The sequence below is a fragment of the Dyadobacter sp. 676 genome (assembly GCF_040448675.1).
Taxonomy (GTDB): domain Bacteria; phylum Bacteroidota; class Bacteroidia; order Cytophagales; family Spirosomataceae; genus Dyadobacter.
Genome location: NZ_CP159289.1, coordinates 5,839,450 through 5,865,366 on the forward strand (window position 1 = coordinate 5,839,450; position 25,917 = coordinate 5,865,366).

Sequence of the window (25,917 nt, forward strand, 5' to 3'; positions counted from 1 at the left end):
GGTTAGTTGCCGCTTTCCTTGTTGACCAGCACCTTGTTGAGTTTGACGGCGAGGTCGACTAAGTTGTCTACCTCCAACTTCCGGAAGATTCTGCGTTTGTAGTATCCCACACTTTTGGAGGTGGTGCCGGTAATGTTGGCGACCTGTTGATGCGACTTATTGGCCAGCAGTAAATCAGCCATAAACTCTTCCCTTTTCGTCAGCGTCCGGTTAATGGGCTTATCGACGATATGAAACAGCAGCTGTTGCTGGACATCGGAGCTGATGTACCTGGTATTATTTTCGGCGTGCCGGAGGCCCTCGCTGATCTCTTCGGGCAAGGACTTGTTCGAAAACAACGCCGTTACGCCCGCCCGGATAAATTTGTACATAAACTGGGTCTGGTCGCCGAGATTGACCAGGATTGCCGCCTGTGGGTTTATCGTTTTGAAATCCTCTATCAAGATCGTATCCTTGGCGTCGGAGGCACCTATATCCAGAATCATTACCTGAAATTTTGAAGTCCCGGACAACTCGATGGCTTTTCGGACGGTATCCGTTACGACGATGGGACTTTCGGGATACTGACTTTCGATAATTGCGCGTATTGCGATTGAAAACAGGGGATTATCTGTAACGACTGATATCGTCATGATCGGGTAGGGTTATTCATGTGTAAAATGGGGTAAAATCACGTCCCGGATTTCTGTCATCGACAGATGGACGGTGTAAACATATAGGGGAGTATCAACAACGGAAATCGAAATATTACTACTAACTGTTACGAATTATTCAGTTTGTGAAAATCGTCTGCTACCTTTACCTTGAATTGTAAATCGTTCTCTCAGCACCCCAACATGTATCACATCCTCATTATCGACGACCATCCCATGGTATCCATCGGGATACAAGCCATCGTAAAGACAGTAGTCGAGAATTCCACAATTACTTTCGGGTACACGTTTCAGGAAGGACTCGATGCCCTTGCCCGAAAGCATGTGGACCTTATGATCCTGGACCTTGCCATTCCGGGGACCCGCGGGCCGGAGATGATCAGCGTGTACAGGGATGCGCAGCCGGATTTGAAGATTCTGGTATTTTCGGGCAGGGATGAATTGAGGAATGCCCCCGTTTACCTCGACAGGGGCGCCAACGGTTTCCTGCATAAAAACAGCTTCGATTCGGAAGCGGCGAGGGCGATCCGAACGGTGCTGGAAAATAAAAAGTATATCAGTCCGAAGCTAAAAGAGGCTATGCTCAGCAACCTGATCGAGGGAAAGCCGATGCCGTCGGACCCGGCCGCTCAGCTCACTCCGCGCGAACGGGAGGTCCTCGGGTTGCTGCTCACGGGCAAATGGCTCAAATCGATCGCCGACGAGCTGAATGTCAAGATTTCTACGGTGGGAACGCAAAAGAACCGGATTTTCAAGAAACTGAAAGTCGATAACATCGTAGATCTCGCCAAAAAATTCTGGTACCTGGAAGAAAGTACCGCGGATCATCTATGAGTTGTTTCGGTCGCGTTGTCTTTCCCGAAAAACAGGTGGATGCATGCGCCCGGATTGTTTTTAACGTACAGTTCCAAACGCAGGAACTTGGATATCTGTTTCAGCAGGAGCAGGCCGAGGCCTTCGTAGCCTACGGGAAGATTGGTATGTTCGTCAGGGTCCACCGCGTTGAGCCAGGTCAGCAGCTCGGAAGGCATGCCGGGGCCGATATCTTCAAAAATGAGGTGCATTCCGGCTTCTTCATGCCTGGTGTAAATTTTGACCCTGTTTCCCTCCCGGATTTTGATGGCGTTATCGATCAGATTATGGACGATGATGCCCAAAAGTTTAGGGTCGGTCAATACGGTTTCACCGGGGGCCACGTCCACCTGGATAGCACCATTGCTTGCATTGGCGATCGGTCTGAAAAGCGAAACCTTTTCTTCGATCAGGTCACGCAGCCCGACCTCCGACAGCGTATTGTACCCGCCGCGCAGCTCGGGTTTGATGAAATTGACCAGGTTGTCAACCATATGATACATGTTTTCGACGGCCAGCTTTAACTGTTTCATGAAGCTGATGGCGCTGTCGAGGTTGTTTGCTTCGATCAGGGACTGACTGTAATCCAGTGCATACGACATATGCTTCACCGGAGTGCGAATGTCGTGCGAGATGGACGCGATCATATGAATATGCAACCTGACTTGCTGTTCGAGGTGTTTTTCAGAATCGCTCAGCACGCCGAGTGTTTTTTCCAGATGCTCCGTCCGCTCCCTGACCTTGGCTTCCAATAGGAGGTTTTGTTTTTTGATCGCTTTGATGCGCTGCCTCAATATCCCGTAGAACAGCAGCAGGACCGCCGCGACGGCGATGCCCCGGAACCACCATGTTTCATGCCACCGTCTCCCGACGGCAATAGTTACCTGCATCTCACTGTAATTGTTCTTCCCGAAGCCGTTAGCCTTGCGCACGCGCAGCGTATAATTGCCTCCTCCGTGCAGGGGAATGGCTATGGCCCTGTTTTCTTCCAGGGCTTTCCATTCCGTCAGGGGTTCGTCGCCTTTAAAGATCCGGTACGACATTCTCAGATTGTATGGATCCCCGAAATAGGGGGTGGTTACCTTCAAAACGATTTGCGGCACCCCGGCCCCGACCGACACCCTATTGCCATCGAATGTCAAGGTGCTATCGTCGCCGCCCGAACTGTCGATGAAAATCTGCTCGTCGGGGAGCTCCGGTCGCGTCTGTTCCGGCACGAACCACACGAGGCCGTCGATCGACGGGAGAGACACGATGCCCCCCGGGCGCCCTTAGCGCGCACGGCTGGCAACCTCCATTGAATTCATTGGTATTGAAGCCCGCGGTTTTGGAGTAATAGTGATAATACAAGTCGAAGGGCTTACGTGCGTAGGCCAGGAGGTCACTCCTTTTGATTTGGAACAACCCTTTATTGGTCGTTATCCAAAAGAAACCGTTCTTATCCTCTGTCATGCAGTGGGCGCTGGCGAGGTACTGCTCCTTGTCCACCGGGAACTGCGTCAGTTTATTGCCCTTCAAAAGAAATAGGCCATTGGCGTAGGTGGTAATCCATATTTCGTCCCGACCGTCGGGAATATAGAGGCTCCGGATATAAAAACTGGCAAGGCCGGTAATGCAGGTTATCCGTTTCGTACGCAAATGGATTTTATAAAGCCCCTTCCCGGTTCCGATCCACAGGATTTCTGCGGTTTGATGTTGAATCCAGGAAATGTTGGACAGGTGCTTTCCCGCAAAGTAGCGCGGTTGCACGCCGGGTTGCGAAGGATCGATGTAGTAGAGGCCGGTCGCATTGGTGCCGATCCAGATCCTGCCGTCCCGTCCTTCGTAGAGTTGCTTTATCTCGTCGGGGATCTTCCAGGTGGAAATGATATGTTCCCCATCGCCGTCGAACCTGAACAACGTTTCCCGTCGTTTACACCATATCGTTCCCGCACGGTCTTTCAGGATGCTGTACTTGTCCCAGTCGACGGATTTTTCCATTAATTTCAAATGCGAAGTCACCGAACCGTTTTCATCGAGTGAGAAAACGGTGCCGTTAACGGTGATAATTTTGTTATTGTCGAGAAGCGCCTGACCATAATACACGTTGTCCAGACTTGCACGCGGGGCACTTATCGTTCGAAACTGCTTTTTGCTGAGAACATAGAGACCATGGAGCTGGCTTCCGAGGAACAACCGGCCGGTCTCCCTGTTCAGGTGAATGGTTTTAATGCCTGCGGCCTGAAAGTCGAATCCGTCGAGGATCAGGGTGCTCCGAAGCGATCCGTCCCCGGCGGGTTGCAGCTCGTACAGACGCCTGCCTGCGGATACGAAGGCCTGGTTGGAGCAGTTATTCCAGAAAATCCGATGTCCGGATGTTAATTTCAAATCTTCCGAAATGGCACCGGAAAGTATTGATTCCCGCGGACGCGAGCCGCCTCCCGGACCCGGAAAACGGGTCAGGCTTAAATTTTCGTGCAGGTAATACAGGTCGTCGCCCAAACGGAAAAAGCGGAAAAAGCTCATGCCGGGAAAATGAAAGAGCTTCGTCATTTTATTGTTCACATAGTAGCCGACGTCTTGCTCGTCATACGCGAAATGCCTTGCTCCGGGCGCCGGGTATAACGCCGCAATTTCGTGGCGATAGTGCGTCAACGCATCCTCGTTAAGGTCCGGCAGTGCTTCGATCAGATGCAGCTTGCGGATTTTTGGAATATTGGCCGACCTGCGCAGGGGATAACCTTTCAGGGAAGTGTCGATAGCCGCTTTGCCTCCGACCACCCGGACCCAGACCTCGTTGTTGGTCATCGCAAGCAGATCGTCCCGACCGTTTTCCGGATCGAGGTAGAAACCGGAGATACTTCGGGCGGCATAAGAGTCGCCCAGCTTGTCGAAACTGACAAAACGGTTTCCGTCGAAACGCACCAGGCCCCTTTCCGTAGCCAGCCAGACGTTCCCGCGCTCGTCCCGGGCAATCGATTTGACGCTGTTTTGCGGCAGGCCATTTTCGTCCGTGAAATGCCTGACATCGTAACCCGGAACGGAGGCTTGCTGGTTCGGCGCTTTTTGGCCGGCTGAAATATGAGGGAGGGTAAATAAGCAAAGAACCAATAGAAAAGGGGCCTTGTAAAATGGATGCATTTTGGCTGCCTAATATAACGTTGAAGGTGCAATAAAGCGGAATTGCGCGAATACTCTTCAAGACCGTGACCCGATTTTCAGCCGGAAGGTCAACGGAGCGCGGATATCTTTTTTGCAACCCGTTTCTCAAAAGGAAAAAGCCGGCAAATACTAATGACGAGCCCCGGTGGCAGCGTCCCTGCCGTCACGGGTATTTGCCGCTTTATGCCTGTTGGATCATTCCCTAACCCTGCCCGCGGGCTAAAATTACGGAACCGCACCGCGGTTGTGCCGGAAATGGCTCCGAAGCGGATTTCAACAGGAAATTATTTGTCCCTTCCAGCTCGTGGTTCGCAGGAACTGTTCCCAATCGAGCACGTCCGGGTTGATTTGTTTGTACCAAAGCAGGTCACGATCTTTTCCGAAATAGCCGTATTCGACGGCATAGGTTACCATTCCCGAAATCTCGCGGACCAGCGTCTCGTTGGAACCGAATTCGGGGAAGTGACGGAGTAGTTCTTCCTGCGAGAACGCGGAACTGTACTCAGCCTTTTTGCCGGTGACCCGCGCAAAGGTATCGACCATTTCACGGGGTGAAATGATGTCGCCGATGACCGGCAACGATTTACCGGCATACTGGTCGGGATTCGAGAAAATTTCCAGAACGGCAGGGCCGGTGGCGGTAAGAGGGTCGACGAACGGGGCGGGGAAGTTTTCGGGCAGGTATATCGGGAATATGAGCGTATCCCCTTTCATAACGGGCGTATAAAATTCCATCAGGTTCGTATAAAAGAAAGCCATGTAAATGAAAGAGCTTACGACCGGTAACGTCCTGATGTACGCCTCGATCCTGGCTTTGTCCGTAAAGTGGGGCGCAAATATTTTCCCTCCACTGATTTTGTCGACGTCTTCCAGGCTGCTGAAAACGATATGCCGCACGCCGGCACGAACAGCCGCATCGGCCAGCTGCTTGCCCAGTTCCAGCTCGTAACTTGCCGGCGGTACGATGTTTGGGGTTAGCAGGAAAACACCGTCCGAGCCGAGGAATGCTTCTTGATATTCCTTTTCGTATCCGGGAGCAAGGGGAAGACCGATCAATTGGGCTCCCTGCGCCGCCAAACGGAGCGCCTCGGGAGAATCGGTCCGCCGGGTAATGCCGCGGACGCGATACCGCCCGCTTGCCAGCAAGGTATGGGCAACACTGCGCCCCTGCTTGCCCGAAATGCCTGTGATGGTGATAAGTGGTTTGTATTCGCTATCCGCGATACCGTGTACTTTCGATTCAGATCTCATGCTCTATTGTTTCAAAAATTTATACTATAAAAAATATAGTTGCAAAACTATTTATAGCTTAATAGCTTTGCAATAACTATCCATTTGGATAGGTGCTCAAACGGATCGTTATGGAAATAGAATGTCGGGGTGATTTTGTAGAAGTCAACAGCAAGTTGTACCCGTGTACGGTAAGCCTGGCTATGGACCTGGTAGGGGGGAAGTGGAAGGTGGTTATCCTGTATCATTTGAAGGATGCCCCCAAACGGTACAGCGAACTTAGAAAAGAAATGCCGGGGGTAACCGAAAGGACATTAAGCCTGCAATTAAAGCAGTTGGAGGAAGATGGCCTTGTCGCCAGGCAGGTCTATGGGGAAAAGCCGCCTGTCAGGGTGGTTTACAGCCTGACGGATTTTGGCAAGTCGTGCCGGCCTGTACTGGATGCCATCCTTGGATGGGGTAATGAAATCGCCTCCCGAGAAGGCAAATTTATAAACGTTTCGATGGAGGGCCGGTAGCGGTTTTAAATGGATGAATTGAACAACAGGCCGATAACCCGAATGGAGGATAGTAAAGGAATTTATGCGGAGGAGCGGATCGCTGTTCCAGATGAGTTTGCCAACGTTTTTTCCTATTTCTACACAGCCCGGAACGACAGCGCACACCCTGTTCACAAAACACTGATACCCAGTTTTCAGACCATCATCGCGTTCAACTTCGGATCGCCCGCCAGGGTACGGTTCGGGGATAATGCGCTTTGGGTAGAGCAGTGCATTGTCCTGGGGCCGCTCAAACGGCCCATTGAATATATTTTGCCGCCGGATACCCATTTGCTGGTCGTTAATTTCAGGGACGACGCCTTTTATCGTTTTTTCGGACCGGTTATGTTTTCGGAAATGATTGCCCGGCATCCCGACGAACTCCTGGAAAAAAGCTGCTTTTCGGAGCTTTGGCTGCGGCTTAAAAACGAATCCCCTCACAGGCGGCCAGGGCTGATCCTGGATTTTTGCAGGCCGTACCTTCGCCCGAGGGACGCCGCGTTCGAATGCATAACGGAAGCCCGGCCCGACTATGTCCGGATGAACGCAATCAGGACCATTGCACAGGAGACGGGACAAAGCGAACGCAACGTGCAGCTAAACCACAAAAAATACCTGGGTTACACAGCGAAGGAAAGAAGCCGGTATCAAAAGTTTCTGAATGCCCTGCGCATGTCGCAAGGGATTAGCGGCAAGGCGGATTGGCACCAGATCGCCGAAGCGAGCGGATATTACGACCAAAGCCAGCTGATCCACGACTTCCGGCATTTTATGAACGTTAGTCCCGGACAATACCTGAAATTTCAGGCCGGGATCTGCCAGACAGCCTCCTAGCGTACGGGACGTTTCGTTTTCTTACAATTTTTGCTGCTCCCGGCGGACGAATTTTGTGCTGTTCATTAAAAAACGGAAATTATGAAACAGGCAAACATCTTTCTGACAGGCGCTACCGGTACCGTGGGAGCGCAATTGGTTCAACGGCTGGCCTCCATGCAGGTACCTTTCAAAGCATTGGTGCGCAGCGGTTCCAATGCCGGAGTTTTAAAAAATTTACCCCTCGCCGAGGTCACGGAAGGGAATCTCGATAATCCCGCCAGTTTTGAGCATGCGCTCAGGGGCGTCGAAACGGCTTTTCTTTTAACGAATTCATCGGAAAAAGCCGAGTCTTTGCAAATGAATTTCGTTCAGGCCGCGTATGAGGCGGGGGTTAAGCACATTGTCAAGCTTTCCCAGTTCGCCGCAGACGAGTCTTCGCCTGTCCGGTTTCTACGGTATCACGCGAGGGTGGAAAAGAGGATCAGAGACCTGGGGTTCGCCTACACTTTCCTTCGTCCCAACCTGTACATGCAGGGCCTGCTGGCGTTTAAAACACACATAAGGGATAGCGGCCGTTTTTTTGCGGCTATCGGCAAGGCGAGGGTAAGCGCTGTCGATGTGAGGGACATCGCGGCGGTTGCGGCAGCTGCCCTGACGCAGGACGGGCACCGAAACAAGGTTTACGACATCACGGGGCCGCAATCGCTCAGCCATTACGAAATGGCCGGGACATTTTCCACGGTGCTGGGCAAACCCGTTACGTTTGTAGACGTAACGCCTGCACAAATGGAAGCGGCTTTACAGGCCGCAGGTTTTCCCGAATGGCAGGTAGGAGGGCTGATCGAAGACTACGCACATTATGCGCGGGGCGAGGCGCAGCCGGTGTACGACACCGTGCAGCGCGTTACGGGGCAGAATGCGGTCACTTTCAAACAGTTTGTCAGGGAACATAGCTTTCTATTTCGCTGATATGCGGATCAAGGCTATGCCCAAGCATTCATATTCAGTCTTCGGCTTTATTTTGCGGGGCTCCCTGGTGTTTGTGAATGGCGCTGTCGGCACTGCTGCTGATTACGAATTGCCGCACAGCGCCCTGTTCCCACGCATTTGCCCCCGCCACCGGCGTTGGTTGCCGGATGTCCTGCCGGTTCATCCGCGTTTTCGCGGTGGACACATTGAAACGCTTATCGCGCGCTTCAACGAGCTCTTTCCGGAGTTGCCCGTCGCGGGTGAAACCCATCATCAGCATAGGCGAGCCCAACGGCAGGTCCCTTTGCTGGTCGGTGTGCCAGGTATGGATGGTTTTGCCATAGGTTGAAACGAGTTTTTTCATCAGCTCGTGCTCGGCAATAAGAGGGATTCCGGGCGCTATAAGCGTACCCGATTTAACCTCATAGGCGTGGGAATGCCAAAGCTTCCGTTCTTCCTCGGAAAGCGTCCTGAACAGTTTTTCGGTAATGATATATTCCACGCCCATCAGCTTGGCATCGCGCTCGTTTCCATCGAAGATAACCGCCTGGTAAACATCCTGGTTGAGCTGCTGAACATAATGGTGGGCTTCCATTTGTGCCCGGATGTTCCCGTTGTAAAAGTGAAAACCATCCAGATACGCGTCGAAGTAGCGGAGCGGCCCTTTGCTTTGCAATAAATCGGCCCCGGTGGTCAGCAGGCGATCTTTAACAGGCTTTTGATCGCCGGGGACATCCACATTGGATTCGGTGTTCCGTCCGCCGCAACCGGCCAGCAATAGTAACCCCCACAACAAGGGCTTGGAAAACATGCGTCTCATAATATTTAGCCAGGAATAGTGATAGTGATGCCGGAACCGGCTGTCTGCGCGGCATCCTCCCAGCTCTCTGTGGAACTGGCCATTACAACCGACATGGCACTTTCAGTTTAAATGTTGAAACAAATACACCTGATAGCCGGCGTCGTTGTCAATAAGCGTACCCCGCACGTTTCCGCCGCGGCTGCTCCGTTTGAGCGGCGCGGCGGGGAATGCGGGGAACATAATGGGGAAGCGATTCCCGGCGGGAAGAGCTATTGGCCGGTTTCACTTTTCTGCTCGAAAAGACGCATCGCGAACAGCCCGTTTCCGACCGCGCCTCCTGCCCGGAGAGCCGCGGCGATAAATACCGTTTCGGCGATTTCCTCCCGGCTGGCTCCGGCTTTAACCGCATTTTCGATATGAGATTCGATGCAATAGGCGCATTGGGTCGTCAGGGCCACCGCTACCGACATCAGTTCGCGGTATTTGACCGGGATTACGCCGTCGGCACGTTCCGCGGTATATTTCAGGTTCAAAAAAAGCTGCCGCTTCCTTTTTGGCGGCGTTAATCAGTGTCTCGGTGTAGGCGCGGTCGCCGGGGTTTTGGTAGTCAGCCATCGTTCTTTGGTTATAAAATAAATTTCCTAACCTACCCAAAAGGGCCGCGAGGGGATAATCTACGGCACGGGTTAAAAGCGTCGGTCTGACTTCTCATTCCATTCGTACGTGCCGGCATTCCATCGGCCCGTAACTTGCGTTAAAACGCGCGTCCTACCGGTTGTTTACCGGCATTAAAACCAGGTGATGCGGTTCGCGGCAGATAAACACCGATCCGACTCAGCTTTTCACAAACCGCCAATCCTTGGGCGATACCCCGAAGCGGTTTTTGAAAACAGTCGAAAAATAGCTTTGCGAGGTAAACCCGGTTTGATCGGCGATCTCGGCCATGGTCAGGTCCGGGTTCAGAAGCAACGAGCATGCTTTTTCCAGGCGGAGATTCAGAATGAGGTCGTTGGCACCACCACCCAGGAGCGCTTTCGTTTTTCGGAAAAGCTGCACGCGCGACAGGCCCAACTCTTTGCCCAGGGATTCTACCGTCAGGCCCGGGTCGTCCAGCCGGGAGACGATCAGCGCGCGGAGTTCGTTCAGGAATTTTTTATCGAGCCGCGAGAGCCCGGCTTCGGCGTCGGGCATACCCCGGCCGATTTGTGCGCTGCGCAGCAATTGCCGGTTGGCCAGCAGGCTCCGGATGCTTTCTTGCAGGAATTGCGGGCTGAATGGTTTCGTAAGGTACATGTCCGCCCGCGCCTGCATGCCCTCCACCTGTTGTTCGGGGGTGTTTCTGGCGGTAAGCAGGATCACCGGAATGTGCGACGTGCGCAAATCCGCTTTCAATGTGGAAGTTATTTGCAGGCCGTCCATTCCCGGTAGCATTACGTCGCAAACGATCAGGTCGGGTACGGTTTCGAAGCATTGGTCCAGGCCGGCAAGGCCGTCGGTGGCGGTCGAGACCTGATAGTGATTTTGCAAAAGTCCTGCCATGAACCCGAGCAGATCCTCGTTGTCTTCGATGAGCAATACCGCGGGCTGGTCCTTTTGTACAGCCGTAGCGGGCCGTTCTTCCGTTTCGGCGATCGTCCAGTCAACGGAGCGGTCGACGGGGTCTGCAACCGGGTCGGCTATGTCTTCGGGCCGCAAATGTGCCGTACCCAGCGGCAAAGTAACGGTAAAAGTAGCGCCTTCGTCCTTTTTCCCGTCGGCTATGATCGTTCCCTGGTGCAGCTCCACGAACTCGCGCGATAACGGTAACCCGAGTCCCGTACCCTTGATCGAGTTTTTCCCCTGGTAAAACATCTCGAATGCGCCGGCAATGTCCGTTTCGCTCAGCCCGGAGCCATTGTCCTGCACCTTGATAACCACATGGTCGCTGATCCTGGACAGGTGGATATGAATGCGTCCCCAGTCGGAGGTGAACTTGAATGCATTGGAAAGCAGGTTGAAAAACACCTTGTCCATCATATCGCGGTCGAACCACACTTCCAGGCTGGGCAATGTGGTAATGAGGCGAAAATCGATCCGGCGTTTCCGGGCCACCTGATCGAACGGCAGCATAAGTTCGCGAATGAAAGCGACGATATCGCTGCCCGAAGCCTGCACGCGGATCTTCCCGCTTTCGATCTTGCGGAAATCCATCAGTTGGTTCACGAGCCATAGCAGCCGCTTCGCATTCTTTTGCACCAGTGAAAGATTCTTTCTCGCGGCCGGGTTTTCATTTTTTTGTTTTAAAAGCTCTTCCACCGGCCCGAGGATGAGTGTCAGCGGCGTCCTGAATTCATGGGAAATATTGGTAAAGAACCTGAATTTGGACTCGGTCGCTTCCTGTGCTTTTTCGGCAATGTCCTGAATGCGGTTGCGCTGAACCAGGATTTCCTGGTTTTTCGAGTTCAGCTCCCGGTTGATCTTCTTATTTTCGATCAGCGAATACAAGGCGACGGAGCCCAGGATGATGGATACGATAAAAAGCCCCGTCATCACGTACAGCAGCCCGCGCTGGGTCTGGTAAATTTCCAGCTGCTCGTCGATCCGGGCTTGCTGGCGTTCGATATCGTTTTGCTGCGAGATCATCTTGTCGGTCTGCATTTTGATCATCCGCACATTCGACGAGTCGATGATGGCGGTTTGCAGCAGGTTTTCTTTCTGATAAGGCTGCTTTTGCAGGATGTTCATCGCTATCCGTGCCGCTTCTTCGCCGCCTGTCGGATATAGGGCCGTGGCGGTAATGTGGCCATCGTACACCATCTGAATATCCCCGAATTGCCCCGGCAGGCCGTCGACGCCGATCACACGGATCTTGCGGTCGGGAAAAACTTCATTACAAACCTCCCGGGCGCCCATCGCCATGACCTCGTTCTGGGCGAAGATCAGGTCGAGGTCCGGGAAGCGCGGTAATGTCTCGCGCAGTTGTTTTTTGGCGATCTCCTTCTCCCACTGACCATTCAGCGTAGCCATGCGCCGGATACCCGGCTGGCCCGCGAGGGCATCCACGAGGCCGCGGTGGCGGTCGGAGGCGGGCGAGGAGCGTGGCAGCCCGGTGATTTCGATGATCTTGCCCTCGCCCCGCAGCAGCGTGACGATGTACTCGCCCACGGTTTTGCCTACCTGGTAATTATCTCCGCCCACATATGCGGTGTAATAGGGAGAGGAAGTGCGCCTGTCGACCACCACCACCGGAATCCCTTTCCTGAACACCTTTTCGATCACAGGCGTGAGCGGGTCCGATTCGTTGGGCGACACGATCAGCAGGTGAATGCCGCTTTGCAACAATTCCTCGATCTGCTTCACCTGAACGGCGCTGTTGGCGTGGGCGTCCTTGAAAATCAGTTTCGTATTGTTGTGAAATGCCAGTTCGCGCTCCATGCCGTCGAGCATGGCACGCCTCCATTCGTCGTCGCCGGTGCATTGCGAAAAGCCGATGACGTAGTTTTCCCGCTGTTTTTCGGCACAGCCCGCAAACAACGTCAGCAGCAGGAAAGCGATCAGCACGAATCTCATGGGCATGAAAATACAAAATAAAGGCGCATCCCCGGCTATTCCATCGAGGGTTTAAGCGCCGTGTACCGCAAATCCCTTAGCCGTATGCCCTTTGACGATTTGATCGTCAAGTCCGACATCGGGGTATCCGGGAAGAAGATATCCGTCATGACGGTAAGGCCGCCGTCCGCAAAAAGCTCCACCGAGGCCACATCTGCCACGAGCGTCAATGCAATCCCCGAGTCCTTCGATAGTCTCGGGGCGGTGTGCTTTTGCCCGAAACCCGCTTCGAAGTCCGTCTTGCCCGATCTGGAACGGTCGATGTAATATTGGTTGGAGGCCTTGTCGTACCCGATCAACAGCTCGTTGCCCGATTTATTGGAAAGTACCAGTTCGAAATCGTCGGCAGTGGCGGTTTTGAAATCCATGCGGAACAGGCCGGAAGCATTTCCGCCTTTCGGCGACAGCTGTACGGGTGCTTTCACGGCAATTTCGCTTTTCGAAACGACCTCACCTTCAATGGCTTCCAGTTCCTTCGCCGGGATAGACGTGAGGTACAATTCCTTGCCCGCCGCTTTCAGGCCCAGCTCGCGGGAAATCGTGTTGGCGCTGCGCCATGGGTCGGTCGGTACCTGGTTGGCATATTGCCAATTGCTCATCCAGCCCATCAGCAGCGTGCGGTTGCCGGTGTTCGAGAAAGTGACGGCAGCATAGTTGTCGGCGCCCCAGTCGAGCCATTTGATTTCTTTGGAATAAGGGGTAAATGTCCTGCCATCGAAATCGCCGACGAAGTACTGGCCTGCCGAGCCCTTGTTCGGACCGCCGGGGTTGATATTCACGATCAATACCCACACCTGCCTGCCTTCGTGCGTGAGCGGGAACAGGTCCGGGCATTCCCACACCCCGCCATGCGCGCCCGCATCGGCACCGAACTCGCTTTCCTTCGACCATTTTTTGAGATCCGGGGAGGAATAAAAAGTAATACGGTCCTTCGTGGCGAGGGTCATTATCCACTTTTTTTGCGGTTCGTACCACCGCACTTTCGGGTCGCGGAAATCGGAAATGCCGGGGTTAGGTAACACCGGGTTGCCGCTGTACTTGGTCCAGGTTTTACCTTCGTCGAGGCTGTATGCGATGCTCTGGTATTCGTGGCGGCCGGTTTTCTGCTTTTCCAAAACAGGGTTATGATGCGTGAAAATGGCTACCAGAGGCACTTTGCCGTCCTTTCCGAAGCCGGAAGTATTGTTCACATCCACCACGGCACTGCCCGAGAAAATGTAACCCAGGCTGTCAGGATAAAGGGCAATGGGCTGTTCTTTCCAGTACAGCATATCCTTGCTCGTGGCATGGCCCCAGTGCATGGGGCCCCACACTTTGGCCTCCGGGTAGTATTGGTAAAACAAATGGTAAGTGCCATTGTGGAACACCATCCCGTTCGGATCGTTCATCCAGTGGGCTTTCGGCGAGAAGTGGAACTGGGGACGGTATTTTTCAGGGGTGTCCTGGGCGTTTGCGGATGACGCAAGTAGCGCGGCGACGAGTATCGAAGTGATCGTTTTTCTCATGTTTTATTTTTTGTGCCACGAAGGCACGAAAATTCACGAAACGTATTCGTGTTTAATTCGTGTCTTCGTGGCAAATTAAACTTAGTATCCAGGATTCTGAACATATAGCCCCTTCGTAAAGCTGATCTCCCGCTGCGGGATAGGCAGATATTCATCCCGCCCCGCAGTGAATTTGGCAGTCGCCAGGAAAGGCCTTCTTACTTTTTCCTTTTCAAGATACGCATTCAACGTCTGCTCCGCGATACCCCAGCGCACCAGATCGAAGAAACGCGGGCTTTCCGTCGCGAATTCGAGCCTTCTTTCCCAGCGCAGCGCCTTTCTGGCGTAATCCTGCGTCCAGCCCGAAGCGGGATATTCCCTGATATGATACTTCGAAGGGGAACTGCCATCCGTCTTTTTCAGCCGCGCGGTACTCGCGGCGGCACGTCTGCGGATCTGGTTGATGAGCGGCAATGCCAATGCGTGCTGTCCGAGCTCGATGTACGCCTCGGCCTGCATGAGCAGCACGTCGTCGTAACGGATAATGTCGATGTTTTTGGAGCTGCCGATGAACGGCCCTTCCTTGTGGTACGACGGGCTCGTGGCCAACTGCTGTTCTTTCATCGTATGGAAAAACCCATATACCCCCGGGTCGCGCACCCAGCTGTTGCTGAACGGCTTGGTTGCATCGTATTTGTAAGGATGGCCATCGATGCCGATGGTATGGTCCACGCGCGGGTCGACCGTCTCGGTAGCAAAATCGACGTTTTTATCATTGAACGTCTCGAAGAGCGGCAAGCCGTCGGCGTCGGTCCGGTAAGCATTGGCGAGGTTCTGGCTGGGCTGGTGGAAGCCGCAGCAGCCGTATTGCGGCGCGCCGTGCGGATAATTGAGGCCGGTTACATAGCTGAGGCGACCTACCGCTGTGCCGTCGTTGATGGAATACTGGATCGCGAAAATGGATTCGGGGCCGTTTTCAGTCTCGGCAATGAAGTTTTCGGCGAAATCGGGTTGCAGACTGTACTGGCCGGAGCCGATCACCTGCTGGGTGAGCGTTACGACTTCCTGCAAACGGTTTTTGTTGATCGCCGTCACCTTGTGGTTTGCGTCCTGCTCATATGCCTGGAAAAGCCGCAGTTTGGCGAGGTATGCGGCTGCCGACAGCTTATTGGCCCGGCCGATCTGGCTTTGCTTCTGCGGCAGGTTGTCGACCGCGAACCGGAAGTCCTCGCCGATCTTGTTCCAGAGCTCGTCGTTGGAATACCGCACGTTGGACTCTTTCAGAATATCGTCGCTCGACAGCTTTTCATCGATGTAGGGAATATTCTTGAACAGCATTTTAAGCATAAAGTGTGAATGTCCGCGCAGGAAACGCATTTCGGCAATGCGGGTAGTGCGCAGCGGGAATTCCGCCTCGGTTAACGCGTCGAGGCTGTTGAGGGCGGCGTTGGCCCTCGAAATCGCTTTGTAAAAATTTTCCCAGGTGAATGGATGCATCATCCCGAAATCGGGGCGAGTAAGATTGTAGTGCTCGTAAAAGTCGACTTCCGCCACGTCCGATACGCCGCCTCCGCCCTTGTAGGCGTCGTCGGAGCGGACGCTGCCGTAAACCCACATGCTGGTCATGGGGCCGATCATATCGTCGTTGCCGATGCCCGCGTAAGCCGCGGTGCAAAGCGATTCGGCCGCGGACGCGGATTTGAGGTTTTCCGACGACAGCAGCCCTTCCGGCTGGTAATCTAGGAAGTCGTTGCAGGAGGTATTGACCAGCATTGTCCCACTGACAATCAGGCCGAATATGTATTTGCTTTTCATACAATGTGCTTTTCCGGGAGTTAGAAAGAAATGTTCAAACCAAATGTGAATGTCCTTGGGATCGGGATGGCGTTGATGTCCGTCCGCTCGGGGTCCGGGCCGCTGAACTGCTTCGATTTGATCAGGAAGAGGTTTTCGGCCATCAGGTACATCCGCACGCGTTGCAGCCTGATCTTCTGCACCAACTCCTGGTTCAGCGCGTAACCCAGCTGAATGTTGCGCAGTTTGAAATAGGAAGTATTGACATTGAAATAATCTGAAGAACGCGTCTCGTTATTGGCATCCGACAACGACAATGCGGGGATTTTGGAACCGGTATTGGTTGGCGACCAGGCATCGAACACGCCCGGGCCTACATTCTCGCGGCCGCGGATGAAGTTGTTGTAGAAGGTATAAATATCGAATCCCTTCCGGCCTGCGATGCCCGAGCCGAAAACGGCGAGATCGAACGACTTATAGAATGCCTCCACTTTCAGATTGTACTCAAAGGCAGGCAGGGTTGTGCCGAAAAACACCCGGTCGAGGTCGTCGATACGGTTATCGCCATTGGTATCCACGTAACGGATGCGGCCCGGGCCTGCGCCCACCTGCGCGGGAGCGGCGTCCACTTCGGCCTGGTTCTGGAAGAGGCCATTGGTTTTGTAACCAAACAAATCGAACTGCGAATGGCCGAGGATCGTCTGGATCGCGTTACCGGGGTAGGCGGCGCGCACTTCTTCGGGCAGGGATGTGATTTTATCGCGGAAACGGCTCACGCCCGCCATGATATTGTAGGTAAAATCGCCCTTTGGCCGCGCGTAGTATCCCGCCGAGAACTCGAAGCCCCTGTTGGACTTCGCCGCGCCGTTCAGCACGCGCAATTGCCCTTCGCCTACCGCGGAAGCCACCGGCGGGGTGATAAGGATATCGCTGGTTTTGCGCGTAAAGTAGTCGAACGACCCCTGGATCATCCCGTCGAAAAGCCCGAAGTCGAGCCCGAAATTGGCCTCGTCGGTGGTTTCCCATTTCAGGTTGGGATTAGCGCCCTGGATCGACACGAAGCCCGAGGGCAGGTTGCCTGTGTTGGCCCCATTGAGGTCATAGGCCGTGCCGATATTATAGAACTGGTCGAAAAAGCTGTTATGGCCGTTCGGAAATTGCGACTGGCGGGCGCCGTACCGCGTATCATACAATCCGAAGCGGGCGAGGTCCCCGATCTCCTGGTTTCCAACCCTGCCGACCCCGGCCCGCAGTTTCAGATTGCTGATCCTGGTAATGCCTTTGAAAAAACTCTCTTTATCGATGCGCCAGCCCACAGAGGCCGCGGGGAAAATACCATAGGCATTCTCGGACCCGAAGCGGGAGGAGCCGTCGCGACGGATGGTGATCGCGGCCAGGTAGCGGTCCGAAAAGCCGTAATCGATCCGGGCGAACTGCGACAACAGCCTGCTGCCCGAGCCGGAACCGGTCACATTGGTATTGCCCGTACCCGCGTTGAGCACAAAATATTCCTTCGTTTGCACCGCGAAACCTTCTTTCCTCGCTATTTCAAAATCGGAGTCGTTTTTAATAGCCTCGATACCCGCCAGGAACTTGAAATGATTGTTGCCGAGGTCGAGGTTGTAGCGGGCGGTGTTCGACCAGGTAATGCTGAGAAAACGGTTCTGGTCGATCGTCAGGCTGTTGTTCGCGCGGCCGAACGAGCCTTCTTCGAAAGACTGTTCGATGTTTTTGAAACGGTAGGCCGCATTGTCGGCTCCGAGGCTGGTTTTGAGAAAGAAATTTTTAAAAGGCTGGATTTCCACGAACACATTTCCGAACAGCGTCAGCCGGTGCGCGTTGTCCCATTTGTTGATCTCCTGCATGTGCAGCGGATTGTTACGGTCGGAATAGCCCGAACCGATAGCGCCGCCCCACGAACCGTCTTTGGCATATACCGGAATGGTAGGCGCCAGCGTAACCGCCAGGCCCGGCGTGGCCGCCCCGCCGATGTCGGTCGAGGCCAGGGTTTCGTTTGAGGAAGCGAGCTGCATGTTGGCCCCGATTTTAAGTTTGCCGTCGAATGCGCTGGTCAGCCCGTTGATGCGGCCGCTGAGTTTGTCGTAATCGGTGTAACGGAGCATGCCGGTGTTTTTGTAATATCCCAAATTAATTTGAAGCGATGAGGCGCCGTTTCCGCCTGAAATGGTGAGCTCATTGTTCGTGACGATGCCGGTTTTGTACATCACCTTCTGCCAGTCGGTATCGCCGGCGGGCATACTGGGGTTACCGCCCACGAAAGGCTGTACTTTCACGCTATTCAGGACCGGGTTGCTGAAATCCCTGTTCCAGTCGAACTGGTACAGGGCCCCGTAGCCGTCTTCCGGATTCACCTTATCGTTCACAGAAGCCTGCCACAATGCACGGCCCCTGTCGACGGCATTCAGCATTTTGAACCGCGCGTATTTCTCGGATTGGGCCGAAATGCTCGTATTGAAATCGATATTGATCTTTCCGTTGGCGTTCGAGCCGTTTTTTGTCGTGACGATGATCACCCCGTTGGAGGCCCGCGAGCCGTAGATCGACGAGGCCGACGCGTCTTTCAGAACCTGTATCGATTCGATGGAGTTGGGATTGAGTCCCTGAAAAACCTCCGGGCGCTTGGTAGGCACGCCGTCAATAATGTAAAGCGGGTCGGTGTTGCCGAGGGTGTTGGCGCCGCGGATCAGGATCCGGGAGTTGGTGCCGTTCGGCGAGCCGGTTTTCTCGATGTACAATCCCGGCACGCGGCCCTGCAATGCCTGCATGGGATTCCCCGAGCTGATATTTTTCAAAGGAGCCATGTCCACCACGGCGATGGCACCGGTAAGATCTTCCTTTTTGGAAGAGGTATACCCGACCACCACGACCTCGTTGAGGCTTTTCTGGTCGTAATCCAGCGTAATGTCGATAGCGGTCCGGTCGCCTATCGCCACTTCTTTCGTCTGCATGCCGATGTAGGAAAACACCAATGTGGCCCCTGCGACGGGCGTAATGGCATATGCTCCCGAAACGTCGGTAACGGCACCGTTCGAAGTCCCTTTTTCAAGAACATTTACACCGGGAAGCGGCTCGCCGTCGGCACTCCTGACGACGCCCTTCACTTGTGCCCTGTTTTGCGCGTGGGCGGGCATGTTCACCACACAGGCGACCGCAAAGGCCACCAGCAGTAAAATTTTTCGCATAAGGGTATTGATTAAAATTAGGGTAAGATGAAAAATCAGTGGGCAACGACTTGTTGCCGCATATGGATCAGGGCGTGGATGTCGGTTTCGGTAAATGCGGGCAATGCGCCTTTTTTGCTGGCAACCGATGCCCCTGCCGCACAGGCAAATTCGAGCGAGGCGGGCAGCGGATGTCCGGTAGCGAACCGGTAAAGGAATGCGCCGAGGAACGCGTCGCCGCTGCCGATCGTGTCGGAAACGTCTACGGTGAATCCGCTGTGCCGGTGGTATTCGCCCCCGGCGGTGAGCACCATGGCACCTTCCGCCCCGCAGGTGAGCACAAGCATGTCGAGCCCGAACCGGTCTACGAGCACGGCCATGGCTTGCCGTTCGTTTTCAAACGGTGCGAGCCAGCCGCTTACTTCCCGGAGCTCGTGCTCATTCATCTTCACGATGCGTGCGAAGGCGAGGAGTTCTGTCACCTGTTCGCGGGTATAATGCGGAGGCCGAAGGTTCACATCGAATATCGGCACGCATCCGTGAGGCACACGCGTGCTGGCGAGGTAGCGCAGCAATGTATCGCGCGAAGTGCGGTCGCGGGAGGCGAGGGTGCCGTAAACGAAGAAATCGCTGGCAGCGACGCATTGGGCGGCTGCATGGTCGAACCGGATGTAGTCCCAGGCTACCGGGTGCAGGATTTTGTAGGTAACCTCGGTGCTGTCCGACACGTTGGCCTTGGCAATGCCGGTAAGGTGGGTTTCCCCTGTTTGTACCCACCTGGTCGAAAGGCCTTGCTCAGCCATAAATGCGAGCAGCTCAGCGCCCAGTTCGTCACGGCCGACGCGGCTGATAAAGGAAACGTCCATGCCATAGCGCTGCAAATGTACCGCGACGTTCATCGGTGCGCCGCCGGCGAGCCGGGCGTCGGGAAGTACGTCCCAGAGTACTTCCCCAAAAACGGTCAGTTTTGGTGTCATGTCGTATGCGTTAACGGGTGATTAGTGGAGTATCAATGTCTTTTCGATCTGTTCCAGCGAAGTGCCTTTGGTTTCGGGCATGAGTTTCCACACGAAGATGAGCTGGAGTACCATCATCCCGCAGAAGATCATGAAAGTGTTGCCGCCACCCAGGGTTTCGGCGATGTAGGGAAATGTAAAGGCGATCACCGCCGCCAGCAGCCAGTGCATGAAGCTGCCCATAGACTGACCGGCCGCCCGGACCTGGTTGGGAAATATCTCGGAAATGAAAACCCAGATCACCGCGCCCTGCGATAGTGCGAAGAAGGCTATGTAAATGAAAAGGTAAACCGGCACCGCGTAGCCGCCGAGATTGCCGCTGTAAAATGCCTGCGCCACAAGCCCGAGCGTTGCTATTAACCCGAAAGAGCCTATGAACATCAGCGTGCGGCGGCCGAAGCGGTCGATGAGGTTGATGGCGATGAAGGTGAAGCAAAAGTTGACCAGCCCTACACCCGCCGACGAGAGCAATGCCGAACTTTTGCCCAGGCCGGCCATCTCGAAAATGCGCGGCGCGTAGTAAATGATGGCATTGATGCCCGAAACCTGGTTGAAAAAGGCAAAGAGCAAAGCCAGCAATACGGGCAGTTTGTATTGGGAAGAAAAAATGGAAACGGCAGCACCGTCCTGCTTGCCTGCATGGGCGGAATTCCTGATATCGGCAACGATCCCGCTGACGTCGATCCCGCTATTGGCGACGGTGAGTATCCGCCGTGCCTCCTCGATTTTGCCGCGTTTTACAATCAGCCAGCGGGGGCTTTCAGGGACAAACAGTACCGCGACCAGGAAGAGCAGCGACGGAAAAGCCTGCACGCCGAGCATCCATCGCCAGTCGTTGTCGCCCATGCCAACGAGCAGATAATTGGAAAGGTAGGCAACCAGAATGCCCAGCACCACATTGAACTGGAACATTGCCACCAGCCGCCCCCGTGCGTTGGCGGGGGATATTTCGGATATGTAAAGCGGCGCGGTAACGGATGAAATTCCGACGCCGATTCCGCCGAGAAAGCGGAAAATGAGAAAAGAAACCCAGTCGGACGCCAGCGCGGAACCGATCGAAGAAAGCAAATACAGGACCGCGATGGCAAAAAGCGTGTATTTGCGGCCATAGCGCTCGGAAGGAATCGCGCCCGTGAGGGATCCGAGGACTGTGCCTATCAACGCGATGGAAACCGTGAAACCGTGTTGTACCGTGGTAAGGCCCCACAGTTGCTGGATCGATTTTTCGGCGCCCGATATTACGGCTGTGTCAAATCCGAATAAAAAACCGCCCAGTGCCACTGTGAATGCCCAGAAGATTACCTTTTTGCTTGTCATGATTTTGTAATTGATTTCTGACGAAGCTACCGGCTCTCCGGGCAAACTATTTTAGATTCCGTACCAAAAGTTTTTAAATTCTAAACTCCCTTTTTTTAATATTATAATGCTGATTATTAGTTATTTGTGATCTCGCACTGACGCGCGGTTTTCAGATTTGTTTCAAGGTTTTTCAGGAATGTTACCAGTCGGGCCCCTTCGCGAAAACGGAAGGGGCCATGTTAATCCGCTATCCCGGACGATTTGGTGATTTTCACGTCCGCATACCGCCACGACTGATCGAATGCGGATTTGACTGCCTGCGCTTCGCGGGTGTTTTTTTGTCCCATCAGGGAATTGTAAAGACCTGCCAACGCCCATCCGTTTTTCTTCCAGGTCTGCAAATCCTGCCGGTAAATGCTTTCCGCTTCTGCGTTTTTTCCCGCTTTGAGCAATACCGCACCCAGGTGATGCCGGATCGAAAAGAACCAGTCCGGCGGTTCGTTATAATTGAGGTTATCTTCAAGGGCAACGGCCTCTCTGAGCAGGGCTGCGGATTTATCCAGCTGTTTGTGCTGCGCAGCCAGCCCTGCCGCCAGCACTTTGGAAGCTATCCGGGCCAGTTCGCTGGTAGTGTTGATATTCCACACGGTCAGGTGAACCAGGCTGGTATCGGCTGCGAGTGGGGCGAGCGAGTTCATTTCTTCCTGCGCGCGGGCAAGGTCGTGTTTACCCAAAAAGGCCATACCCCTCGCGTAATGCCAGATCGCACGCGGGTAGACCAGGTCGTCGGCTGGGCGGGGGAGGGAGAGAATGGAATCCCACATCGAAAACTTTGCGGCGATATAATAAGGTATCGTATAATAATGTTGAAGCGTGCCCCATCCCGGCATACGCATTACTTCACGCGCGGTATGCTCCTGAACTTTCCGTGCAGCCATCCAGGCCAGCTCCCAGTTCCCTTCCAGCGTTGCAGTGGCGGCCAGGAAATGGTAATTATGCGGAAAGTAGGCAAGCGGGTAAGCGCCCTGGGCGTGGCAGGTGGTGGTGTAGCTGCTGTCGGCCTTCACGGCGCGGATATTGGAAAGTGAGCCCAGATGATAGTCGCCCGTGTTGATGTAAATATGTGACGGCATGTGCAGGAGGTGGCCGGCGCCCGGAACCAGGGAATCGAGCAGCACGGCCGATGCCATGGCTTTTTCCGGCGTTGCCGAGGATTCCAGCGCGTGGATATAGAAGTGGTGTGCGCCCGGGTGTTTCGGGTTCTTTTTCAACAGATTTTCCAGCGTGGTCAGCAGTGCCGGCGTCCACGGTTTGGGCACCTTTGTTTTCTTTTCATACAGGTCCCAGGGATGCAGGTCCATCCGCGCCTCGGCATATAAGGCCCCGATGTCGGGATCAGAGGGGTATTGGTTGTATACTTTCTCCATCGCGCCGGCATAAGCGACGTCCAGGGGCGCCCGGTCAGCGGGCGACTCTTTGGTATAACGGGTGGCCAGTGCTCCTATCAGCGCATTTTCCTTCGGGGTGCAGCCTGCCGCCAGCTTTTGCGCCTTGGTAACCGCTTCCCAGGCGCGCCGCAGATTGTCGGGCTCCATTCCCCCATTGTAATTGGGCCCCAGCACATACGCGAAGCCCCAGTAAGCCATCGCACAGGTCGAATCGAGCCGGATGGCTTCGAAGAACGAACGGGCGGCCTCGGCGTGGTTGAAGCCGTACGCCAGCATCAGTCCCTGGTTGAAATATGCCTGTGCTTCCGGGTTGGAAGTCGAAATTTTGAAATCGACGCCTTGTAGCCCATTCAGCCGGGGCGCTTTCTTTTGCGAACCATACCAATCGATATCGGTGGTTTTGGGATTGTAACACACTGCAATGCGCGATGTGCTATCGGAGGGCTGGTTTCCTTCCTTTTTTTCCTGCTTCTTGAAACAGGCCGAAAGTACAAGAAGGATCAATGGGAGGTAACGCTGGACGGGTTTCATAAACCTGGAAGTTAGGTGAGAGATCGTGTTTACAGAATGCCGTGCATGCCTATACGGTAACAGTAAATATAACGGAATATCTGACTGTGAATGAGTATGTTGTGTTCTTCTTAGCGTACGGTCGAAGCGGGGCTGTTTTGCGGGTTTCCGGCTATTCGCGGCAGCCCGGACGCCAGCGACCGGTCGCGCGGGTTTTCTTTCCCGACCGGCCGCCTGATAAACGGCGGCACACCGGAGGAACCCGGCGCCGCCGGAAACCGGTTATGTGTGAGACATCCATCCGAGCGTTATGCATCGCATGCCATACTTTTCCATTCCCGGTTGCCGCAAGCCCATTTTGCTAATCGCATTATTTGTGATCGGCGTGTTCGGGCACGCATTTCCCCAACGCACCGTGGAGATAGCCGATTCGCAGGATCAGCACATGTTCATCGGGGATGAAATTCAATATCTGGAAGATACCACCGGCGGATACACACTTGCGGAAATTTTGTCGCCCGCATTGAACGGCCGTTTTGTGAACAGCCGGACCAACACGCCCCAGAATTACAACCTGAAATCCACCTATTGGTACAGGATCAGGATCCGGCATAACCCGGAAAGCGGCAAGAATTGGGTGCTGGAATTTTTCGATCAAACGATCGACGATATTACGGCCTATTCGCCGGACGGGCACGGCGGATACGTGATGCGCCGGATGGGTGACCAGCTGCCATTCCGAAACCGGGAATACGCCCACAAAAATTTCGAACTTAATATTCCGAACACAACCGCGTACGACGGCGCCTATTATTTCCGGGTGAAATCCCACCAGACGGCGGACGCCATTATCGTGCTGCGCTCGGTGAACCGTTTCATTCAGTACGCACTGGATGAATATTTCATCTTCGGCATATTTTACGGAATGGTGCTGGTTTTCAGCTTCTACAACCTGATGATGTACCTCGCGGTGCGGCAGGTGCAATATCTGTATTACGTTCTGTATAACCTCAGTGTGGGCCTTTTTGAGATGTGTATCGACGGCATAGCCTATCAGTATCTATGGCCCGATGCGCCGCACTGGAACCAGTACGCCTATGGCATAGCCCTGTACGGTATCAGTATTTTCGCACTGCAGTTTACGAGGACATTGCTCTACACGCATAAAAAAGCCCCTGTACTGGACCGTATCATTCTGGGGATAATGGTTTTGCGGACCCTGTTTTTTGCCGTTTGCCTCTTCATCGACACCGACTGGTTCAGTTACAAGTTCGTGGAGCTGGTCCCGCTCGCGGTAGCGTTTTACACAGGCATATACATTTACCGGAAAGGTTACCATCCCGCACGTTTCTTTGTTTTGGGATACACCTTTCTTTCTATCGGCTTCATACACAAGTTGTTGCTAATGTTGCACGTCGACGGCCTGAATTTTGGCGTCGTCACCTATTACAGCCTGAGCATCTGTTTTGTGCTGGAAATGATTTTTCTCTCGTTCGCGATCGGCGACAAGGTGCGGGTGCTGAAAACCAAAAAGGATAAGGCGCAAAAACAAATCATTCACCAGATGAGGCTGAATGAAAAGTTGAAGGACTCACTGAACAGCAGGCTGGAAGCGCAGGTAGAAGAGCGGACGAGGGAAGTGCTGGAAAAGTCGGCGATTATCGAAGCGCAGAACCAGGAGCTGACGGAAGTCAATGCGCTTTTACAGAAACAGAAAGAGGAAATCCTGCAAATGAACCGGCTGCTGGAAAAGGATAACGAAGTGCTGCATACCAATGTGGTGAAAGTGACCCAGGCACGGGTGATGTCGGCGGAGGTGGATTTCGAGGAGTTCAGCAGGATTTACCCGGACAACGACAGCTGTTTCAGGTTTCTGGCGGCGATGAAATGGGGAAGCGATGCAGCCGGCGACCATTACGAATGCCGGAAATGCGGCCACAACCATTATTTTCACGGGCATTCGCCCCACAGCCGCCGGTGCGCCAAATGCGATTACGACGAATCGGTGATCGCCCATACGATTTTCCAGAATACCCGTATTCCGATCAACAAGGCATTTTATATGGTCTTTTTGATGTATACCACAAAGGGGAAAATTTCTTCTCACAAGTTGTCGGAAATCCTTTCCATCCGGCAAGGCACCTGCTGGGCATATGCCAGCAGGATCAAAAAAGTAATGCAGGACCGGCGCAAGGAGATTGCCGCTTCCAGATCGGGCGAGGGATGGAGCCTGCTCGTGCTCGACCATTCTTTCGAAACAGCCTGAGATACCCGCTCCCAAAACGTACCCCGCCGGATAACCCGCTTTTCCGCTTGGTGGAAATTTACGCACTTTTTTTGGCAAAAATCGACGGTTTGCAGCCGTATCAACGTTCGGGGCCGCGTGTGCGTCCAGGCCGCTGTCACCGGCTGTAAATCAGGCAAATCGACCGTCGTGGCCAACGGTTCCGAACCGTATCAATATTGATGTAAGTATCTATTATACAGGTGTTTATAAATATTTTCTGCTATTGATTTTCTCAAACTATGCCTAAATTTGCCCCATGGAATTGTCCAAGAAATTATCCGATTAATTACCAATAATTCATTTAACA

18 protein-coding genes are annotated in these 25,917 nt (G+C 53.9%); 5 read left to right on the forward strand and 13 right to left on the reverse strand.

All coding sequences use genetic code 11. The features are described 5' to 3' along the window. Window positions 1-2: 2 nt before the first annotated feature. Complete coding sequence (locus tag ABV298_RS25780; RefSeq protein ID WP_353719009.1) at window positions 3-632, reverse strand: response regulator transcription factor; 630 nt, start codon at window positions 630-632, stop codon at window positions 3-5. Window positions 633-836: 204 nt separating this feature from the next. On the opposite strand from ABV298_RS25780, the gene ABV298_RS25785 reads away from it, so the two are divergent. After that, entirely contained in the window at window positions 837-1,487 is a 651-nt protein-coding gene (locus ABV298_RS25785) for a response regulator transcription factor (RefSeq protein WP_353719010.1), read from the forward strand. On the opposite strand, the gene ABV298_RS25790 is transcribed toward ABV298_RS25785, so the two are convergent. The 3 genes from ABV298_RS25790 to ABV298_RS25800 all read right to left on the reverse strand — a co-directional run bounded on the left by ABV298_RS25790 (window position 1,478) and on the right by ABV298_RS25800 (window position 5,897). Next, window positions 1,478-2,758 carry a HAMP domain-containing sensor histidine kinase gene (locus ABV298_RS25790; RefSeq protein WP_353719011.1) on the reverse strand — a complete coding sequence of 427 codons (1,281 nt, stop codon included), beginning with the start codon at window positions 2,756-2,758 and terminating at the stop codon, window positions 1,478-1,480. The two genes, ABV298_RS25785 and ABV298_RS25790, sit on opposite strands and share 10 nt — an antisense overlap. Next, a complete protein-coding gene (locus ABV298_RS25795; protein WP_353719012.1) occupies window positions 2,652-4,625 on the reverse strand; it encodes a two-component regulator propeller domain-containing protein in 1,974 nt (657 codons plus the stop codon). Before ABV298_RS25795 ends, ABV298_RS25790 begins: the two co-directional genes overlap by 107 nt. A 294-nt stretch (window positions 4,626-4,919) precedes the next feature. Further along, window positions 4,920-5,897 (reverse strand): NmrA/HSCARG family protein, encoded by a 978-nt coding sequence (locus ABV298_RS25800; protein WP_353719013.1) that lies wholly within the window; start codon window positions 5,895-5,897, stop codon window positions 4,920-4,922. Between the two features lie 110 nt (window positions 5,898-6,007). Between ABV298_RS25800 and ABV298_RS25805 the strand changes: the two genes are divergently transcribed. The 3 genes from ABV298_RS25805 (at window position 6,008) to ABV298_RS25815 (ending at window position 8,200) form a co-directional block, all read left to right on the forward strand. Further along, entirely contained in the window at window positions 6,008-6,394 is a 387-nt protein-coding gene (locus ABV298_RS25805; protein WP_353719014.1) for a helix-turn-helix domain-containing protein, read from the forward strand. A 42-nt stretch (window positions 6,395-6,436) separates the two neighbouring features. Then, on the forward strand, window positions 6,437-7,249 hold the full coding sequence (locus ABV298_RS25810; RefSeq protein ID WP_353719015.1) for an AraC family transcriptional regulator: 813 nt from the start codon (window positions 6,437-6,439) through the stop codon (window positions 7,247-7,249). Between the two features lie 81 nt (window positions 7,250-7,330). Next, complete coding sequence (locus ABV298_RS25815; protein ID WP_353719016.1) at window positions 7,331-8,200, forward strand: SDR family oxidoreductase; 870 nt, start codon at window positions 7,331-7,333, stop codon at window positions 8,198-8,200. Between the two features lie 34 nt (window positions 8,201-8,234). Here the strand turns inward: ABV298_RS25815 and ABV298_RS25820 are convergent, their stop codons facing one another. The 9 genes from ABV298_RS25820 to ABV298_RS25860 form a co-directional block, all read right to left on the reverse strand. Then, entirely contained in the window at window positions 8,235-9,011 is a 777-nt protein-coding gene (locus ABV298_RS25820) for an OBAP family protein (RefSeq protein WP_353719017.1), read from the reverse strand. A gap of 260 nt (window positions 9,012-9,271) precedes the next feature. Beyond that, window positions 9,272-9,535 (reverse strand): carboxymuconolactone decarboxylase family protein, encoded by a 264-nt coding sequence (locus ABV298_RS25825; RefSeq protein ID WP_353719018.1) that lies wholly within the window; start codon window positions 9,533-9,535, stop codon window positions 9,272-9,274. Between the two features lie 301 nt (window positions 9,536-9,836). Continuing rightward, entirely contained in the window at window positions 9,837-12,557 is a 2,721-nt protein-coding gene (locus tag ABV298_RS25830; protein ID WP_353719019.1) for a substrate-binding domain-containing protein, read from the reverse strand. A gap of 29 nt (window positions 12,558-12,586) precedes the next feature. Further along, a complete protein-coding gene (locus tag ABV298_RS25835; RefSeq protein WP_353719020.1) occupies window positions 12,587-14,095 on the reverse strand; it encodes a glycoside hydrolase family 32 protein in 1,509 nt (502 codons plus the stop codon). A gap of 81 nt (window positions 14,096-14,176) precedes the next feature. Continuing rightward, complete coding sequence (locus tag ABV298_RS25840) at window positions 14,177-15,889, reverse strand: RagB/SusD family nutrient uptake outer membrane protein (protein WP_353719021.1); 1,713 nt, start codon at window positions 15,887-15,889, stop codon at window positions 14,177-14,179. A 20-nt stretch (window positions 15,890-15,909) separates the two neighbouring features. After that, on the reverse strand, window positions 15,910-19,071 hold the full coding sequence (locus ABV298_RS25845; RefSeq protein ID WP_353719022.1) for a TonB-dependent receptor: 3,162 nt from the start codon (window positions 19,069-19,071) through the stop codon (window positions 15,910-15,912). A 35-nt stretch (window positions 19,072-19,106) separates the two neighbouring features. Beyond that, on the reverse strand, window positions 19,107-20,027 hold the full coding sequence (locus ABV298_RS25850) for a carbohydrate kinase (RefSeq protein WP_353719023.1): 921 nt from the start codon (window positions 20,025-20,027) through the stop codon (window positions 19,107-19,109). A 21-nt stretch (window positions 20,028-20,048) separates the two neighbouring features. Next, window positions 20,049-21,386 (reverse strand): sugar porter family MFS transporter, encoded by a 1,338-nt coding sequence (locus ABV298_RS25855; protein WP_353723254.1) that lies wholly within the window; start codon window positions 21,384-21,386, stop codon window positions 20,049-20,051. A 218-nt stretch (window positions 21,387-21,604) separates the two neighbouring features. Further along, entirely contained in the window at window positions 21,605-23,344 is a 1,740-nt protein-coding gene (locus ABV298_RS25860) for a hypothetical protein (protein ID WP_353719024.1), read from the reverse strand. A gap of 289 nt (window positions 23,345-23,633) precedes the next feature. Between ABV298_RS25860 and ABV298_RS25865 the strand changes: the two genes are divergently transcribed. After that, window positions 23,634-25,589, forward strand: a complete 1,956-nt coding sequence (locus tag ABV298_RS25865; protein ID WP_353719025.1) for a 7TM diverse intracellular signaling domain-containing protein — start codon at window positions 23,634-23,636, stop codon at window positions 25,587-25,589. Window positions 25,590-25,917 lie beyond the last annotated feature (328 nt).